General features: G+C 50.6%; 11 protein-coding genes. 6 read left to right on the forward strand and 5 right to left on the reverse strand.

Annotated elements, in window-relative coordinates:
• Positions 1-30: 30 nt before the first annotated feature.
• Positions 31-2,511, reverse strand: a complete 2,481-nt coding sequence (locus J3369_RS01325) for a TonB-dependent receptor (protein WP_349582863.1) — start codon at positions 2,509-2,511, stop codon at positions 31-33.
• Between the two features lie 257 nt (positions 2,512-2,768).
• Between J3369_RS01325 and J3369_RS01330 the strand changes: the two genes are divergently transcribed.
• Together J3369_RS01330 and J3369_RS01335 are read left to right on the forward strand one after the other, a co-directional pair.
• Positions 2,769-5,066 carry a TonB-dependent receptor gene (locus J3369_RS01330; RefSeq protein ID WP_349582866.1) on the forward strand — a complete coding sequence of 766 codons (2,298 nt, stop codon included), beginning with the start codon at positions 2,769-2,771 and terminating at the stop codon, positions 5,064-5,066.
• Between the two features lie 23 nt (positions 5,067-5,089).
• Complete coding sequence (locus J3369_RS01335; protein ID WP_349582869.1) at positions 5,090-6,730, forward strand: arylsulfatase; 1,641 nt, start codon at positions 5,090-5,092, stop codon at positions 6,728-6,730.
• A 40-nt stretch (positions 6,731-6,770) separates the two neighbouring features.
• Here J3369_RS01335 and J3369_RS01340 read toward each other — a convergent pair whose 3' ends face one another.
• The 4 genes from J3369_RS01340 to J3369_RS01355 all read right to left on the reverse strand — a co-directional run bounded on the left by J3369_RS01340 (position 6,771) and on the right by J3369_RS01355 (position 13,524).
• Positions 6,771-8,615, reverse strand: coding sequence for a tannase/feruloyl esterase family alpha/beta hydrolase (locus J3369_RS01340; protein ID WP_349582872.1), 1,845 nt, complete (start codon positions 8,613-8,615; stop codon positions 6,771-6,773).
• Positions 8,616-8,713: 98 nt separating this feature from the next.
• On the reverse strand, positions 8,714-10,936 hold the full coding sequence (locus tag J3369_RS01345) for a TonB-dependent receptor (protein ID WP_349582875.1): 2,223 nt from the start codon (positions 10,934-10,936) through the stop codon (positions 8,714-8,716).
• A 23-nt stretch (positions 10,937-10,959) separates the two neighbouring features.
• A complete protein-coding gene (locus J3369_RS01350) occupies positions 10,960-12,216 on the reverse strand; it encodes a gallate dioxygenase (protein WP_349582877.1) in 1,257 nt (418 codons plus the stop codon).
• Between the two features lie 3 nt (positions 12,217-12,219).
• Positions 12,220-13,524, reverse strand: a complete 1,305-nt coding sequence (locus J3369_RS01355) for an MFS transporter (RefSeq protein WP_349582879.1) — start codon at positions 13,522-13,524, stop codon at positions 12,220-12,222.
• A gap of 124 nt (positions 13,525-13,648) precedes the next feature.
• Between J3369_RS01355 and J3369_RS01360 the strand changes: the two genes are divergently transcribed.
• From J3369_RS01360 to J3369_RS01375, 4 genes are all read left to right on the forward strand, one after another.
• Positions 13,649-14,551, forward strand: coding sequence for a LysR family transcriptional regulator (locus J3369_RS01360; RefSeq protein WP_349582882.1), 903 nt, complete (start codon positions 13,649-13,651; stop codon positions 14,549-14,551).
• Between the two features lie 146 nt (positions 14,552-14,697).
• A complete protein-coding gene (locus J3369_RS01365) occupies positions 14,698-14,829 on the forward strand; it encodes a hypothetical protein (RefSeq protein ID WP_269748657.1) in 132 nt (43 codons plus the stop codon).
• A gap of 134 nt (positions 14,830-14,963) precedes the next feature.
• The gene (locus J3369_RS01370; protein WP_349582885.1) at positions 14,964-16,322 is read left to right on the forward strand and encodes an MFS transporter; all 1,359 of its coding nucleotides are present in this window, start codon (positions 14,964-14,966) and stop codon (positions 16,320-16,322) included.
• A gap of 29 nt (positions 16,323-16,351) precedes the next feature.
• The gene (locus J3369_RS01375; protein ID WP_349582888.1) at positions 16,352-17,125 is read left to right on the forward strand and encodes a TIM barrel protein; all 774 of its coding nucleotides are present in this window, start codon (positions 16,352-16,354) and stop codon (positions 17,123-17,125) included.
• Positions 17,126-17,131 lie beyond the last annotated feature (6 nt).

Consider the following 17,131-nt stretch of genomic DNA (forward strand, 5'->3'; position numbering starts at 1 on the left):
CCTTAATCATTACAGGCAAAAATTCGCTTATCAGAACTCGTAACTTACATTCGCGAATATCATTCTTGGTCTGGCGTAGGCGGCTTCTGCATAGCCACTGCCTGAACCTAAAGACGAGTTACCAGACACGCGGTAAATCTCATCGGTGGCATTGTTAATACCCAGTGCCACCTTCCAGTCCATATCCGGCGACTCGATAACTACCGAAATATCCACCAGCGTATAGGCATCGTTTTGCGCAATGGCTTCGGTGTTTGCGGCATCAAAATATACCGGGTCGCTGTAGGAAATATCAATGCGGGGCTGGATACCATAGCCGTTAATTTCACCGTAGTAACCAATACCGATATTCCCCTGTAATTCAGGCGCAAAAGGTAACTGATTGCCTTCTGCTGGCCCTGCACTTACCGGACGGCCGGGCACTTCTATTTGAACCGCTTCATCAATAGACGTATCGAGGTAACCCAAACCGCCTTCGATAATCCAGTTATCGTGAGGGATCCAGGTGAACTCCAGTTCGGCACCATCAATGGAAGCCTTACCTGCATTGAACAGCCATGGCGCAATGAATACCCGGTAACTGAATTGCAGGTTGGAATAGTCAGAGCTGAAAACCGCACCGTTTAAGCGGAATTCGCTGGTAATGTCGGACTTAAAGCCCAATTCATAGGTTTTCACTTCTTCCTGATCGAACAGGTGTCCGGCGTCCAGGTCAGACTGCTCAAGGGCGAAGTTAAAGGTTGAATTCCAACCGCCGCCTTTAAAGCCTTCGGAATAGCTGGTGTACACCATGGTGTCTTTGGATACCGTATAGCTTAGGTTCGCCGCCACTGTGGTGGCCGAGAAGTCATGTTCATACAGCTTTTTTTCCAGGTATTTGGTGTCCGGGTCGGCGTAATCGAACTGATCAGGAATCGAGCCTTTGGTTTCTGAGGTATAACGAATACCGAACGTACCGGCCAGCTTGTCGGTGAAGTCGTAAGTGGCCTGAGCGAAATAAGCCATGGCTTCGTTATCGGTGATATTGTTGTCGCTGTCGAGGTGGCAACGGTTTGTGCCTTCTCCGCAGGTAAAGCCGTCACCCCGGTCGCCTACCTGCACTGTCAGAATGTCCGTCACTTTTTCAGTGTAGTAAAACGCCCCGGCAATGGCCGACAGATCGTCACCGGTGTAAGTCAGTTGCAGTTCCTGGCTGAATTGGTCACCTGAGGAATCAAAATCGGTGTGCAGGATAGTAAACGGCGTGTTGTCAGCATCCCGTTTACCGGTCCAGGCTAAGTCGCGGTATGCCGTAACAGATTTAAGCTGTAAGTCACTGTTGATGGCATATTCGAGGTGCAGAGATGTGCCCCAGTTTTTCAGTTCACTGCCAACTTCTGCGGTGCCATTGCTGGTAAACGGGCCACTGTTCCACTGATTGTTCGCACAGGCCGAATCGGTATTCTCACCCACGTAACCACGGGGACCGCCGCCAACTGTCACAAGACCTGAAACGTCCAGTGCCGAACCTTCAGCGGTGGTGACCGGACGACCGGGAGGACCGGGCAGTGCAACCCAGGCGTCACTGCAACCTGCCGCTACACTTTGGTTTGCTGCAAACCAGCCGGGATTGGCCGCCGCGCCGGTTTCATTCACGTCGTTATTGTTATTGTAACCGGCAAATACCAGCGGAGATCCGTTTTCATCTGCTTCGGTGTAGTCAAAATTTAGCTTGGCGGTAAAGTTACCGGCGGGTTCGTATAAGAATTTAGCCGTTGCAGTGGTGTTGTTGGTGTCACCTAAATCCAGACCATCGTAGGCGCGGGTAACATAACCATCCTGCTTTTTCGTACCAAGGGTGAAGCGGCTGAACAAGTCATCTGCTAAGGGTATATCCACTGCACCGGAGAGTTCCATTAAGCTGTCACTGCCGATGCCGGCTTTGACTTTGCCCCCAAATGCATCGCCGGGTTGCTGTGTATTGATGATAACCGCGCCACCAATAGTGTTGCGACCAAACAGCGTACCTTGCGGGCCGCGTAGTACCTGAACACTTTCGATATCCCGCATTTCCATGGTGCCGCCGACGGATTGTCCCATGTACACATCGTCAATGTACAATCCAACGCCCGGGTCTGTGTTGGCCCTTGAGCTGATTTGTCCGACACCGCGAATAAACACAACCGAAGAATTATTGTTACCTGCTAAAGGCGCATTATTTGTAAATTGCAGGTTAGGGGTGATTTTGCCGATGTCGTCAGTACCGGAAATCTGGCGGCGTTCAAGGGCATCGCCGTTGAATGACGTCACTGAAATAGGTACTTCCTGCAAGTTCTCAGTCACTTTACGGGCGGTAACTTCAATGGTTTCCAGTTTATATTTGCCCTGACTTTGTGTGTCATCAGTTTGTGCCGACGCACCGGGAGTTGTCAGTCCGCCTTGTAAAGCAATGGTCACGGCCACAGCCAGACCTTTGCGGGAAAATAATGCCGCCCCCAAAGAGCGTGCTTTCTTCGTTTGGGTAGGATTCATGGTTACACCTGCTCATGGTTTTATGTATTTTTGTTTTTGTCTGTCAGTGCAGCGGGAACTGCGATCTCCAGACTTATCTAAAATGTTAAAACCGTTAACCATATGTAACAATTGGCCAGGATGAAACAGTTTGTTCGCCAATCAGAAACAATTGAAGATGTATAGGATAAATCTATACTGCTCACTAAATAATCTATTTTTCGTAATGTGAATTTGCTGTTAATTTTTCGTTTAAATTAAAAGACGAAGAGAAACACATGGAAAACAGCACATTCACTCTCACCAAACTTGCCTGTATGACCGCGATGGCATTGTCATCTGCTACCCCTGATGCTTTTGCGCAGGAGGAGCAGCCCGAAGAGAAACAACACGCTATTGAAAAAATCATGGTGACAGCGCAGAAGCGCTCTGAGTCACTGCAGGATGTTCCTGTAGCGATGACCGTTACCACGGCTGAACAACTGGAACGGGATCAGATTTACAGCATCACCGATTTGCAGCGCACCACGCCCGCTCTGGAAGTGAGTCAGTCTTTCGGCGGCGAGTCTAACGGCGGTGGCCGTATGCGGGGTATTGGTACAAACGTATTTAACGAAACGGCAGCAGCTTCGGTAGCTATCGTGGTTGACCAGGTACCTCAGGGTAACGTGGTTTCACCTCAGTTATTCGACCTGGCGCAAGTCGAAGTATTAAGAGGGCCGCAGGGTACTCTGTTCGGCCAGACTGCTTCTGCCGGTGTGATTCAGGTCACGACAAAAGCACCGGATTACACGGAAGTGTCCGGTGAAATTGGTGCTGACTACGCCTGGGATGATGTGGACCGTACGATTATCCGCGGTGCGCTGAATGTGCCGGTGACAGATTATTCTGCACTGCGCTTTTCCGGCCGGGTAACCAAAGAAAAAGGGCTGCAGCGTAATATCGTGCTCGATCAGGATAATGTGACAGAAGAACAAAGCTACCGTATCCGTTACCGCAATGAAGCGCGGGAAGATTTGATGGTGGATCTTATCGGCGAATACAATCTGCAGGATTTTGATGGTGTGAATTTCTTCGCACCGGCCATTGCCCCCACATTTGCTCCGTCCATTGGGAACTACACCGCGTGTGGTTTAACTGACATTCAACCTGACGCGCGGGAGTACTGTGCAGAGAAAATGTCGCAGGAAAAACGGGAAACCATGAGTCTGTCAGCTATCGCAAACTGGCATATTCCCGATCATACGCTGACCTCTGTAACGGCTTACAAAGAAAAGAACATCGAAACAGTACATCGCAATTATACCAGCCGCGTGGGCGCGCCCACCGCTGTGCGTGAAAACCTGGAATCTACCGGCGAGCAGATTTCTCAGGAGCTGCGGTTAAGTTCTGATACCGACAGTGATTTTCAATATATCGCCGGTGTGTTCTTTTCCCGTTATGCTTACGATACCGGCGCACTGAATGATCCTGAATACGGTAACCCGCTGAATCTAACTGGCTTCAGCGTGTGCGCAACCTCTATCGATGCTGTACCTCCGGTACCGTTTTTACAAGCTGCGTTTGCTGCTAACGGATACTGGTGTCCGGTAGGCGCTGCAGCCGTTATGGAAGATATCGATGTGTCCTCACAGGCCATTTTTGCTGACGTGACATACGATGTGAATACCGATGTGACGTTATTCGGTGGTCTGCGTTATACCCGTCAGAAGAGTGAGTTCCGTAGCGGGCTGGACGGAGAATTCAATAATAGCGGTAATACTACGGATAACGAAGTATCCGGCCGCGCCGGTGTGCGCTGGCGGATCAGCGACGACAACATGATTTATTCTTCCATTTCTCGGGGCTTTAAAGGTTCACTGGTGGAAATCAGTGCTAACCCCGGTGTCGCGCCAAATATTCTGAAACCGGAAATTGCCACCTCTTTTGAGATTGGTAACAAAATGACCCTGCTTGATGGCGACATTGCCATTGATACTAACCTGTTCTTTACTAAAGTCGATAATTTCCAGTCTCAGCGCACCATTTATGTTGATGCTGAGCTGACATCGGTATCCACCAATGTTGAAGAAGTGGAATCTAAAGGGTTTGAGATTGATGTGTTCGGTCAGCTTACCGACAGCATCACCATGAACGCCGGCTACATTTATGCCGAAGCGGAATACCCTGACGGTTACCTTGGGGATGACGGTACAGAGCTCACCGGTGAGCAGCTAATCTTTGCGCCTAAGCACAAGTTCACCCTGTCCGGTGAGTATTTCAAAGCGCTGGGTGAAAACATGGAAGCCTTCGTGAATGCCAATGCGACCTACAAAAGCAAAGTCATACTCCGTGCTTCTTCCGATCCGCTATTCGCTTATGACGGCTACTGGAATATCGGCGCAAGTTTAGGTGTGCGCGACATCGACGGACAGTGGCGCGCTTCATTGTTCGCCCGCAATCTGACAGATGAAGCTGCACCAGCCGCCTACCTTGCCGGCGACTACGCGGGTACTGCAGATGGTGGCGTAAGAGCGTTGCCGGTTGCAGGTATTACCACGCGATTGATTGGTGTGTCTTTTGACTATAAGTTCTGACTAGAGAAAGGGAAATACTTCTTATGCGGAATATCAGCTCAGTTATTCTGCTCTCGTGTTTAACATTATGTTCCTTCGCTAATGCGAAGGAACATATTCATGCACAAGATGCAGCGAAAGCTCCGAACATTGTACTCATTGTTGCTGATGATTTGGGCATGGCAGATTTGAAGCGTTTTGGCGGAGAAATCCCGACACCCAACCTGGATGCACTGGCGCAAGACAGTGTTGTGCTTAATAACTTCTATACGGCTCCCACATGCTCGCCAACCCGTGCAATGCTGCTTAGCGGACAGGATAATCATATTGTCGGACTGGGAAGTATGAAGGAATTTATGCTTAAACAGGCCCCGGAACTGATGAAAAAGCCGGGTTACGAAGGTCACCTCGTCAAGCGGTTTCCTACACTTGCAGAGTCTCTAAAGGAAATCGGCTATTCAACATTCATGGCCGGAAAGTGGCACCTTGGCAACGATGACGGGTTCCGGCCCCACGACCGCGGATTTGACCGTTCATTTAGTCTCATGGAGGGCGGGGCTTCACATCTTGATCGTTGGGGAATCAACTTTAAAAGCGGCGATGCCACTTACTATGAGGATGATATAAAAGCATTTGTACCGGCGGATTTCTACTCAACGGTTTTTTATACCGATACCATGATTAACTATCTTGCTAACCGTAATACAGATAAACCCTTTATGGCATATCTCGCCTACACGGCGCCTCACTGGCCACTTCAGGCTCCGGACTCTTCACTGGAGCCATTCAAAGGTAAGTACGATGAGGGGTATGAGGTTCTTTATAATCGTCGCTTTGAAAAGCAAAAGGTACTTGGATTAGTTGGAAAAGAGGCCCGGCCGGCACCATTGCCCGATTATATTCCCCGTTGGGACTCACTTAGTCCTGAGGAACAGAAGCGATCTTCAAAATCCATGGAAATTTATGCCGCAATGGTAAGTGACCTTGATCGGGAAGTAGGACGCTTTATCTCATACCTTAAAGCAGACGGTGAATATGAAAATACCGTTGTACTGTTCATGTCAGATAATGGCGCTGAAGATGGCACGTTAGAAAAATTTAAAATGTTTATGCCTGTCGTCAACAAGTGTTGCGATACATCAGTTGAGAATATGGGACGCAAAAATTCATTTGTCATGTACGGTCCCGGCTGGGCACGGGTCAGTAATGGGTTAAATGCTAATGCGAAAGGTACTACGGGGGAAGGGGGAATAAAATCTCCTGCTTTTATTAAGTTGGCAGAAGAAAAGGATATACCAGAAACTGATCAGGTAATATCAGTCATGGATGTAATGCCCACGATACTGGATATCGCAGGTGTAGAACAAAAATATCAGATACAAGCGCAGGACTTCACCGGTTGTTCTTTCCTGGGGGTATTGTCTGACAATAAAGCAGGTGAAAGGCCTTTGGGGTGGGAATTGTTCGACAATAAGGCCTATAGGAATGGTGACTGGAAAATCGCTTCTATTCAAGGAGAGCGGGGCGACGGACAGTGGCATCTTTATAATCTAAGAAATGACCCGCAAGAGCTTGAAGACGTAAAATCTCAGTTTCCGGAGATTTTTGATAACTTAAAAGCAGACTGGCAACACTACGCTAAAGATGCAGGTGTCCAGGTTTTAAATACGAAGTTAGGGTTTTAATGTACAGCCCGCTTACACCATGTAAGCGGGCGCTTGAAAGCTATTCTGCAATCTGTTCGCAATCCAATTTATCTTCATTGATGGTGCAGTCCAACTGACTACCAGTATTGAAGAACGCCTCACCAGCCCAGGGGTAAGCGGGCATTACCGGGCCTTCTGTCTTTGTGTAGTTCTCTGCGATGTGCCAGTCGCCCTGGCCGTTATAACGGGCAACGGATGGGTATGGGAAGACCGGAAGCGTGCGTTTCACATAAGCGACGTCGACAACTTCTGCTTTACGACCGTCCGGTGAGCCCATCGTGCCCGGCTGGTCAGCCGGTTTCCCTTTACCGTGCTTACCTTCATCAGGACGGCGACGTTGCTTACCTGATGTGCCGTCATGGCTGGCAATAATCACTTCAGGCTTTATGCCCTGTTCTACCCACGCCATCATCGGGGTGACTAAATCAAAATCGTGCGGACCGGTACCGCCGTCACAGTGGTACATACCCGGGAACAGATAAAGTTGCATGAAATCGCTAACATCCTTGTCGCCGGATGATACTTTTTTCGCTGCTTCGTAATAGGTCACAGTATTTACCGGAGAAATATGCGGGTCCTGCAGTCCGTGCCAGATGAGCAGCTTACCGCCGCGCTCACGGAAGGCAGTGATGTCAGGGTTTGTGCCGCTGTATAAACCGTTCAATGGCCTTATGTTATTGAAGTTGTGTTCGGTGAACTGAAAATCTTCGAGGGTGTAATCTGAGGGTGGATTTTGCTGATAAATCAGGTTTTTAATCGCACCGTCAGCAATCATGGTACTGAAGATCTGCTCGCTGCCTGCCCGTGGCACATACACGCCAACCCAGGACAGTTCTGAACCAGGTTGCGGGCCACCCAACGTCAGTGCTTTACCGGTGGAGGGATCTTTCGGGCCTTCATACAGCTTTTTCGCTGCATCTATTTTTTCCTGTGTCAGGCAGTTTTCGCTGTCACCTTCCTTGCACAGAGTAACCTGCGGATCAAAGTCACACTGGAAAGGCTGTGCAATAATACCGTCTTTGAGGCCGTCCAGTTCGTCACAAGCCGCTACTGCTGCGTTATAAAGTACCGGCATATCTACCGCGTGTAAGATGGCGTTCCCGTCGGTACCGGTGTTCGAGCGTGCCTGCCAGCCGTGGAAGAAGCTGTTCTGCACAGAAAAGTTCATTGCCGGCGCACCGGCGATGATACCGTCAAAGTCCTCGGGATAACGCTGCGCTTCAACTAGGGCTTCGCGACCACCGTCTGAGCAACCGTTGAAGTAGGCGTACTTTGCGGGCTGCCCGTAGTATTCTTCTATCAGCGCTTTCGACGCCAACGCGGTAATATGCACACCGCGATATGCAAAATCGATGCGCTTTTGCGGGTCCTGGCCGAAATCGCCGCCCATGCCCGAGTGCCCCATGTCGGTGCTGGCAAGTACAAATTCATCAGACTCCACCGCCTTACAGCCGTCGGCAGCACCAATATTCATGTTTACCATACCGCACAGACCACCACAGCCCAGTTGCATGAAGCGCTGTGTCCACGACGCTTTTGGCAGCGTCACTTTAAAACCCACGGTAGGCGCCATGGTGCCCTGAACCACACAAGAGCTTCTACCTTCAATGGTTTCTTCTTCCGCAGAGGTGATTTTACTGTCTTCACCTCCGATGTCGGTTAAATCAAACTCAAGCAGGCTTTCACAACTTGCGACCGGGGTAACAATATTCAGCGAAGCGGTAGAAATCGCTGCGGGCAACTCGCTTTTCGCTTCTGGCTTACTTTCTACGGCCTGCTGGCCACAGGCACTGAGAAAGGCGACGAAAGCGACCACCAGTGAAGTTCTACTCACCGACAGACACTTTTTGTATTGATGAAACATGGGCGTTCCTTGTGAATGAAAATTCAAAAATAAAACAGGAGAAACAAAAAAAGTGCGACACCAGGGTCGCACTGTTTTACAACCAGTTCAATGTGAGATTAGTACGTTAATCCTACACGAACACCGAACATACGCGGCTCAGATACAGCAACCGTGGTATTGGTCGGGTTGGACGCTGAATGCTCGCCCGGGGCAGAGATAATCTGCACTTCATCTTCCAGGTTGGTAACGAAAGCACTCACGGTGAAACGGCCGTCTGTATCTTCGTAAGTCAGGGTTGCGTCGGTTCGGGTGAATGCATCCTGATCAAACTGTGCCGCCGCCGGGAAGTAAGACACCACGTAACCCGAGTTATAGCGCGAGTTCAGCTGCGCCCGCAAAATGCCACCGTCGCTGAGTTCCCAGACGTGGCTGTACTGCACCATAGCTGTTGCATCAGCAACTTTATCCAGTGCACGACCGCTCCAGTCGTTGTCCAGTGCGGAACCAGCCTGGAATGATTTGTACTCAGAATCAGCCAGTGTGAAAGCAAAATCCAGCGCATCATTGTCTGAGATGTCCCACTTCAGCTCGTTTTCCCAACCCATAATGGTAGTTGGTTCTGAGCGGGTGAACAGCACAGTCGCACCTTCAATGGAAACCAGATACGAGATCTGCGTTTTCGAGTAATCGTAATAATAAATCGACGAGTTAAGGCGTACGTTTTCGCTTAATTTACCCTTGTAACCAATCTCATAAGCGGTCAGTGATTCCGGATCATAAGACTGAGGACCGGCTGCAGCACCTAAGAACGGGTCGAAGTCGTTAAAACCGCCAGCTTTGTAGCCGGTCGCCACTGAGGCGAAGAACATGCCTGTATCAGTATGATAGTCGGCACCCAAACGCCAGGTGATTTTTTCATCTTTCTGACTGGCAACGTTTGGAAAACCGATACAGTCGTCCGGCGCACTACAGGTTTCACCTGCAGCATTCAGCCATGGGCCTGGGCCCGGCGCAAAGGTTCCTACGCGATCTACGGCATCGCTGGAGTAGCGGGCGCCAACGGTTACTGTTAAATCGTCAGTGACCGAATAGTTCACCTGCCCGAACAGACCTTTCGATTCATGGGTGGTGTTATTCACCGCATTTACCGCATTGAAGCTGGTAGCCAGCGAAGCGTCATCCACAGGTGCACTCCAGTAATGATCGCTCTCGTTCAAATCTTCGTGGAAGTAGTTCGCGCCAACCACCCAGTTCCAGTCGCCCGGATCGGCGGCAGACAGGGTGATTTCGTGATTGTTTGTCACCGCGGTACCGCGATACTGACCCCAGTCCAGGGTGCCATCTGCTGCCTGCGTGTAATCGTAAGTGGATGAAGACACGGTGTCAGCATTGTAGTCACGGTACCCCGCGATATAGTTCAGTGCGATGTCGTTGAATTCGGTCTGGAAGTTCACCGTGATATTAGAGAACTCTTCGTCCACGCCTGCGTCAATCGGGTTTCCGTAGATCTGACGTTGCGCTTTACCGCTTTCGTTCTGTACGGTGTCGATGTTAACGAAGCCCACGCCTACACCACCAATTTTACCGTAACTGCTTGACACAAATAGCGATGTTACATCATCGAACTCATACAAACCGGACAGTCGGTAGGTGGAATCATCACGATCATTGCGGGCAGGTGAGCCATCAGCGGTTTCCAGATAGCCGTCGCGCTTGTTTACGTTAACTGCACCACGAAGGGCAAATTTCTCGGTGACTGGTACGTTCACTACCGCAGTGGTCTTTTGTGAATCATAGTTACCGAATTCAGCATTCAGACTTGCGCCGAAATCGAACTCCGGACGGTTAGTTACTACGTTGATTACACCACCGGTAGAGCTTTTACCGTAAAGGGTGCCCTGAGGGCCGCGCAGAATTTCTACCCTGCTGATGTCAAAAAATGCGGTGCCCTGCTCGCGAGGACGACCAATAGGCACGCCATCAACAATAAACGCAATGCCCTGTTCACCTTTACTGGTCACGTCGGTGGTAGTAACACCACGGATGTTCAGGTTTACACCAAATGAACTGCGGCCAATACTGACACTTGGCGCCACGTTCTGAAGGTCAGACACACTGTGGACGCCTTTTTCCATCAGGTCATCGCCGCCGATTACGCTCAGCGCTACCGGGGTGTTCTGCGGCAGACCTTTCATTTTCGTAGCTGTTACCTCAATGGTTTCTACGTCACGATTTTCAGGCTGTGTTTCGTCAGACTGCGCCAATGCCGTATGAGATAACGCCATCGCCACTGACAGGGAAATCAGTTTTGGATTCAGGGACAGGGAAGATAAGTTCATGGTTTTCTCTTAGATTTCAGGGGTTACTTTTTATTGCCCGATACAGAATAAGTCATCGCAACTTTTCGTGTCTCGAGGAACGCTTCGAGGGTTTTACCACTCATTTGCGCGTACACATCCAGATTGGTCATACCCAGTACTGCCGCCATCTTTTCCAGACTGAAGAAAATCACGCCATAGTGAATAAGGCCAATCCAGTCCCGTTGATTAAGCAGTTCACATTCCTGCGCAGATAAGCCGAATTCTTCAAATAATGCCTTTGGTTCATCAACAAAACGCTGGCGGTGTGCGGGTTCGATAAGACGATGCAGGAAGTCATTAATCCGGTAAGCCCGGTGGGATACTTCCAGCGTGAACGGGTGCGTACCGGCAATCTGGTCAACACCTTTCAACTGATGGCCCACGTGAGCACGGTGCGCTTCGTTGGTTGCCTCACCGGTCTGGCTGTGGTTCTCAAAAATGATGGTGGCCATATTGGTCATCGACGGGCAATGGGTAGTTTTGTGCACACATGTCACGCTGGAAGATAACGCGCCACGCATAATAAGCCACATGATCACTTCCGCGCCTTCCATGCCGCCAAGCTCAGCGTACTGCGCATGGGTAATGTGGGTCAGCGCTTCGGGATCGTGCTCCAGTAAAGTCAGAAATTTCTCGTCCCAGGCTTCATTGTTAAAACCGCAACGCTCACCGTGTACCTGATGAGACAGGCCGCCGGTAGCCACAATGGCGACATCAAGATCTTCAGGGTAACTTTCAATGGCACGACGCAGGGCTTTGCCGAAGTTGTAACAGCGTCGGGCAGTGGGTACCGGAAATTGCAGTACGCCTACCTGTAATGGCACTACGGAGCCGGACCAGGCGTTACCCCGGTCCGTCATCATCGATAGCGGTGAGAACATGCCATGATCCACCGGTTTATTCTGATAGAACGACAAATCAAACTCGTCTGCAAACATGGAGTGCCCGATATGACGGGCCAGTTCAGCGTGACCGGCTACTGGCGGATACTCGCGGGGACCGCCTCCCTCATCAGCGGTTTCGTATTTTGAGTCGACACCCAGAACAAAAGGCGAGTAGTGGTCGAAAAAGAAAGACGTAATGTGGTCGTTATAAATCACAAACAGCACGTCGGGCTGTTTCTCTTCCAGCCAGGCGGTGACGGGCTCAAAAATATCAAATGTGCCGGTCCATTGCGCATCTGCTTTAGTGTGCCGGTCTTTCGCGAAGCCAATGGTTGGTGTGTGTGAGGCACCGATGCCGCCGATAATTCTGGCCATGATTCAGTCCTTTTTAACAGGTTGATGATTGATTTTCAGAATGGTTGCTGTGGCGACCAGCAAGGGGATACTGAAGATAATGAACATCCATCCCACGGGAATGCCTGCACCAATCAGCACACCGGCCAGTGCAGGGCCACTGACGGCACCAACCCGTCCTGCCCCGATTGCCCAACCAACACCGGTGGTTCTGATCGACGTGGGATAGAGGCGGGCCGCCACAGCATATAAACCGGTGAAACCGCCTTGCACAAAAAACATCAGAATGAAGATGGCGACAATAGCGCCGGCCACATTCATGTCGACAGTGCCATACACCACAGACGCGATGGCACCTAAAATAAAGAACACCGAAATAACCCGGATAAGCCCCATTTTTGAGGACAGCCATCCCAGCAGTACAGAGCCAAAGAATGCGCCCAGATTTAATGAGATGCCCGCCAGCATGGCATCTTCTACGGGGAGTCCGGCATCAACAGCAAGTTTTACAACCCAGCTCAACAGAAAGTAGAGGCTGGCGAATGCCATCATGAAGGCCAGCCAGAGCAGCAGCGTAGCACTGCGCAAATTGCTGGTGAGTAGAGCGGATAGTCCGGCAGAGGTTGTGGCTTCGGCTTCGACACGGGGCAGGCCGGATACAACGGTATGCTTCAGGCTCAGTAAAATACGGTTTACTTTTTCAAGTGCCTTTGCGGGTTGCCGTGAAATTAAGAAATCTAGCGATTCGGGTAATAAAAACAAGGCCAGAGGTAGTGCACACAGAGATATCAGGGCGGTCACTTCAAACAGCGGCTGCCATCCCCATTGCGGCAGAATATGTGCGGCCATAAAGCCGGCGATAATTGCGCCTATGGGATAGCCGGCGTGAAGGATAAGAATCGCCTGATTCCGGTATTTATCCGGTGCATATTCCGACACCAATGAGGTGAGGCTGGCCAACATTGAGCCAATGCCGAGACCAGCCACAAAGCGGAAGAAGGCCAGTTCGGTTACTGAACCTGAAAGAGCCGTGAGCCACATGCCTGCGGTGATGATGCAAATACTGCCGACGATAATTTTCTTGCGGCCCAGTTTGTCCGAATAGGGGGAAACGAACACGGCACCCAGCGCCATGCCCACCAGAGCGGCACTGAACACAATACCCAGCGCACCCGGTGACACGTCCCAGGCATCGGAAATAAACGGCGCGGCGAACGAAATAACCAGCACATCCATACCGTCTAACATATTGAGCAGGAAGCAAATTCCCAGCACCCGCAGATGGAGTCCTGTAAGCCGTGGTGTATTTATTATTTGATTCAGATTCATGGCTACAACTAATCACTTGCTTTCGAAGTAGGGGGGATGTTATTAGTGTTAAGATGTTGTAACAATTGGTTCCCCGGAAACGCATTGTTCGTATTTGGGAAACGATTAAAAGCAGGTGCTGGCAGTGGAAAGAAAGTGGAATATTGAACATTTACCCGTGTTTGTTCAGGTGGCTGAAACATTGGGGATCTCTGCCGCTGCTAATCAACTGGATTTACCTAAGTCTTCGGTCAGTAAAATCATCAGTCAGCTGGAAAAGGCCCTCGGCGTTAGGCTGCTGGAACGTAATTCGCGAAACGTTCGATTGACCACGGAAGGCGAGGTATTTTACCGCGAAAGCATCCGCATTCTGGAGCAGGTTGATGAAGCTGCTCACACCATGCAGGGGCTGGTGAGTCATCCCTCCGGCCGCCTGACGGTGGCTATGCCTATTGCCTTCTCCAGAGAAATCATGGCCCCGCGATTAAGTGAGTTTGCTGCGTTGTATCCTGATATCGCCCTTGAAATTGTGGTCACGAATCAGGCGCTGGATATCATCAAAGAACAAATTGATTTAGCAGTGGTGGTCGGTGCGCTTAACGACTCAGATTTAATTGTGAAAACGCTGTACCACAGCCGATTGTGTTGCGTTGCTTCTCCGGCATATATACAGGCAGAGGGGCTGCATGACGAAATGGTTAACCTGCAGTCTCACGTCCGAATTGCAGAGTCCCGGTATGCCATGCGTCGTTTCCCGATAAGAATCGATCAAACCAAAAGCCAAATCGATTTATATTCTAAGGTGTTTCGGGTGAATGACCCGCTTTCAGTAAGGGATGCTGTAATTAGCGGCTTTGGCGCCGGGCTGGTGCCTTATCAGTATTGTAAGAAGCAACTGGCAGACGGCACGCTGAAAGAAGTGTTTCCTAAAGTGAGCTTTGATGTGACCGCAGCGACGCTGTCGGTCATTTACCCGACACGCAGACTGTTGTCGAACAAATCCCGGGCATTCATCGACTTTCTCACAGATACCTGTAACGCTATCTAACGATTTTCTCCATAGATTGTATCCAAAAGACTAATTTTCGCACTGTGTTAATCAATTGTATATTGAGTGTAAGTTTCGGGTTGGACCGGAACGCCCTATACACTAATTGAACAAAGAATAATAAAAACGTTACGCAGGAGATGGTTATGAATCAGTCTTTTCGTCGTGCAAGAGAATACACATCGCAGGTCGTGCGCGATCCTATTCCTTATTGTTATATGGCCGGTATCGCCGCTTTACTCATGGTTGACCGCTTCGTGTCTATTGGTGGATACTGAGGATGAACGGGCTGTTTCTGAAACAGCCTGAACACCCGGGCGGAGTCACTCTTCGTCAGTAACATCTTCTTCTTTTTATTGTTGTCTGCACAACGCGCCAGGACACTAAATAGCGCCTTTACGAGGCTATTGGTATGTCCGGACAGACACTTTTTTCCGTTTCATCTGTCAATGATTCTCCTGAAACACCCCGCGGTATCTTAAAGCGCCGTGAGGTGCTGGCGTATGGTGCCGGCGATGTAGCTGCCAGCCTGGTTTGGAATGCCGTCAGTGCATTTGCGTTAATCTTCTATACCGATGTCGCGCTGTTACCTGCCGCTGCTTTAGGTACGCTGTTTTTCTTCACCCGTATTTTTGATGCATTTTTCGATGTGGCCATTGGCCTGTCGGTAGACCGCACTACTTCCCGATGGGGAAAAGCCCGGCCTTATTTACTTTACGGGGCCGTGCCCTTTGCTGTGCTGGGTGTTGCCACGTTCTACGTGCCGGATGCGTCTGAAAACATGCGCTTCCTGTATGCCGCCATTACCTATTTCCTGCTCGGCCTGCTGTTGTCTGTGGTCACCATTCCTTACAGCGCCATGTTACCGATGATGAGCAGTCATCACAAAGACACGGTGGACTTAAGTGCCGCACGTTCGGTGGCAACCTCGGTGGGCGTCATCGTCGTCACCGCGTTGTTCCTGCCCGGTGTTGAATACTTCGGTCAGGGCGATGCGCAGCAGGGCTATCTCATCATGGCGGCCATCGTGTCAATGGCTGCGCTTGTCATGCTGCTAACCTGCTTCTCTTTGTGCAAAGAGCGGGTACAGCCTGTTGCCGCTAACAAACTGGAAATCAAAACTGATGTGTCGCGAATGTTCCGCAACCGGGCGTGGAACACCGCTTCCGGTTTTGCGTTGCTGAACTTCATCCGTTTCGGCGCATTACTTTCTCTGACCCCGTTTTTTGCGATCAACGTGCTGCAACAGCCCTGGACGATTTCAGTGCTGTTACCTGCGCTCTCCGGCACCTTGCTGGTAGGGGCGTTTATTGCCAGACCTTTTCTCAGCCGTTTCGGCACTATCAAAACTGACTCTGTGGCACTGATCGCCGGCGCAATCCTGTTCGGATTACTCCCCTTATTTGAATCAGAGCCGGTGATATTCCTCACCCTGTATGTGCTCTCGTCGCTGGTGATCAGCATCACCATGACCTCTATCTACGCCATGGCGGCAGAAGCCGTGGATTATCACCAGGCATTATTCGGTACCCGTCAGGAAGGCTTGCTTGCTGCCGGGGTATCACTGGCAATAAAAATTGGCATGGCAGTGGGCACCGCCGGTGTGGCCTGGGCGCTGGCATTCAGCGGCTACTCCCCGCAGGCCGTGCCTGAGAACGCCATTTCCACCATGCGCTGGTTGTACTACGGCCTGCCGCTGGTTGTTTTCGCATTGCAGTTTATTTGCATTCGTTTCTATCCGGCTGATCAAGCATCAGCTCGAACCTCTTAGTCTTATTATTAATAATTACAGGAATCAAAATGAAATTATCCGCTTGTATTGAATGGTTATTTGCCGATGAAGCCGACAGCCTCGCCGACCGCGTTCACTGCGCAAAAAAGGCGGGTCTGGATGGGGTGGAGTTTCACCTGTGGCGCGATAAGCCCGTTGAAGATATCAAAGCCGCTCTGGATGAAACCGGCCTGACGCTGACCAGCTTTTGCGTAGATCCCCGTCGCAGTATTGTTGACTTAACCCAGCAGGAAGAACTGCTTACCGCTATCGAAGACTCTGCAGGGGCCGCACAAACACTGGGCTGCGCAAAAATGATTATTGCCTCCGGCTTTGTGTTGCCGGGTAAAACCCCTGAGGAACATTTCGAACTGGCTGTAGCAACGTTGAAGAAGGCCGCGGCGCTGGCAGAAGAGAAGCAGGTAACACTGCTGCTGGAGCCACTTAATGACAAGGTTGATCACCCGGGCATGTATCTGGTGTCTGTGTCTGTTGCCCTGGATTTGGTTGAAGCGGTAAACAGCCCGAACCTGCGTCTGATTTACGATGCGTATCACTCGCTCGTAATGGGTGATGATATGACTACCGTGCTGAAAGGTCGTATGCAATGGGTTGAGCATATTCAGGTTGCGGATATGCCGGGACGTGGCGCACCGGGTACCGGCGACATCGACTGGCAGGCAGTCATGAGCATGCTGAAGTCTGAAGGTTACAAAGGGTGGATTGGCATGGAGTTCGTGCTTAACGATATGACAACGGCGCAGGCCGTGGCCTCCACGCGCAAAGCGCTGGGTATGGAGTAAACCACC

This window comes from Alteromonas sp. NFXS44, from assembly GCF_040148705.1.
GTDB lineage: Bacteria > Pseudomonadota > Gammaproteobacteria > Enterobacterales > Alteromonadaceae > Alteromonas.

Excerpts from the sequence above, each read along its gene's own strand:
- J3369_RS01325 (WP_349582863.1), bottom strand. The coding sequence starts at position 2,511 with ATGAATCCTACCCAAACGAAGAAAGCACGCTCTTTGGGGGCGGCATTA.
- J3369_RS01330 (WP_349582866.1), top strand. The coding sequence starts at position 2,769 with ATGGAAAACAGCACATTCACTCTCACCAAACTTGCCTGTATGACCGCG.
- J3369_RS01335 (WP_349582869.1), top strand. The coding sequence starts at position 5,090 with ATGCGGAATATCAGCTCAGTTATTCTGCTCTCGTGTTTAACATTATGT.
- J3369_RS01340 (WP_349582872.1), bottom strand. The coding sequence starts at position 8,615 with ATGTTTCATCAATACAAAAAGTGTCTGTCGGTGAGTAGAACTTCACTG.
- J3369_RS01345 (WP_349582875.1), bottom strand. The coding sequence starts at position 10,936 with ATGAACTTATCTTCCCTGTCCCTGAATCCAAAACTGATTTCCCTGTCA.
- J3369_RS01350 (WP_349582877.1), bottom strand. The coding sequence starts at position 12,216 with ATGGCCAGAATTATCGGCGGCATCGGTGCCTCACACACACCAACCATT.
- J3369_RS01355 (WP_349582879.1), bottom strand. The coding sequence starts at position 13,524 with ATGAATCTGAATCAAATAATAAATACACCACGGCTTACAGGACTCCAT.
- J3369_RS01365 (WP_269748657.1), top strand. The coding sequence starts at position 14,698 with ATGAATCAGTCTTTTCGTCGTGCAAGAGAATACACATCGCAGGTCGTG.
- J3369_RS01370 (WP_349582885.1), top strand. The coding sequence starts at position 14,964 with ATGTCCGGACAGACACTTTTTTCCGTTTCATCTGTCAATGATTCTCCT.
- J3369_RS01375 (WP_349582888.1), top strand. The coding sequence starts at position 16,352 with ATGAAATTATCCGCTTGTATTGAATGGTTATTTGCCGATGAAGCCGAC.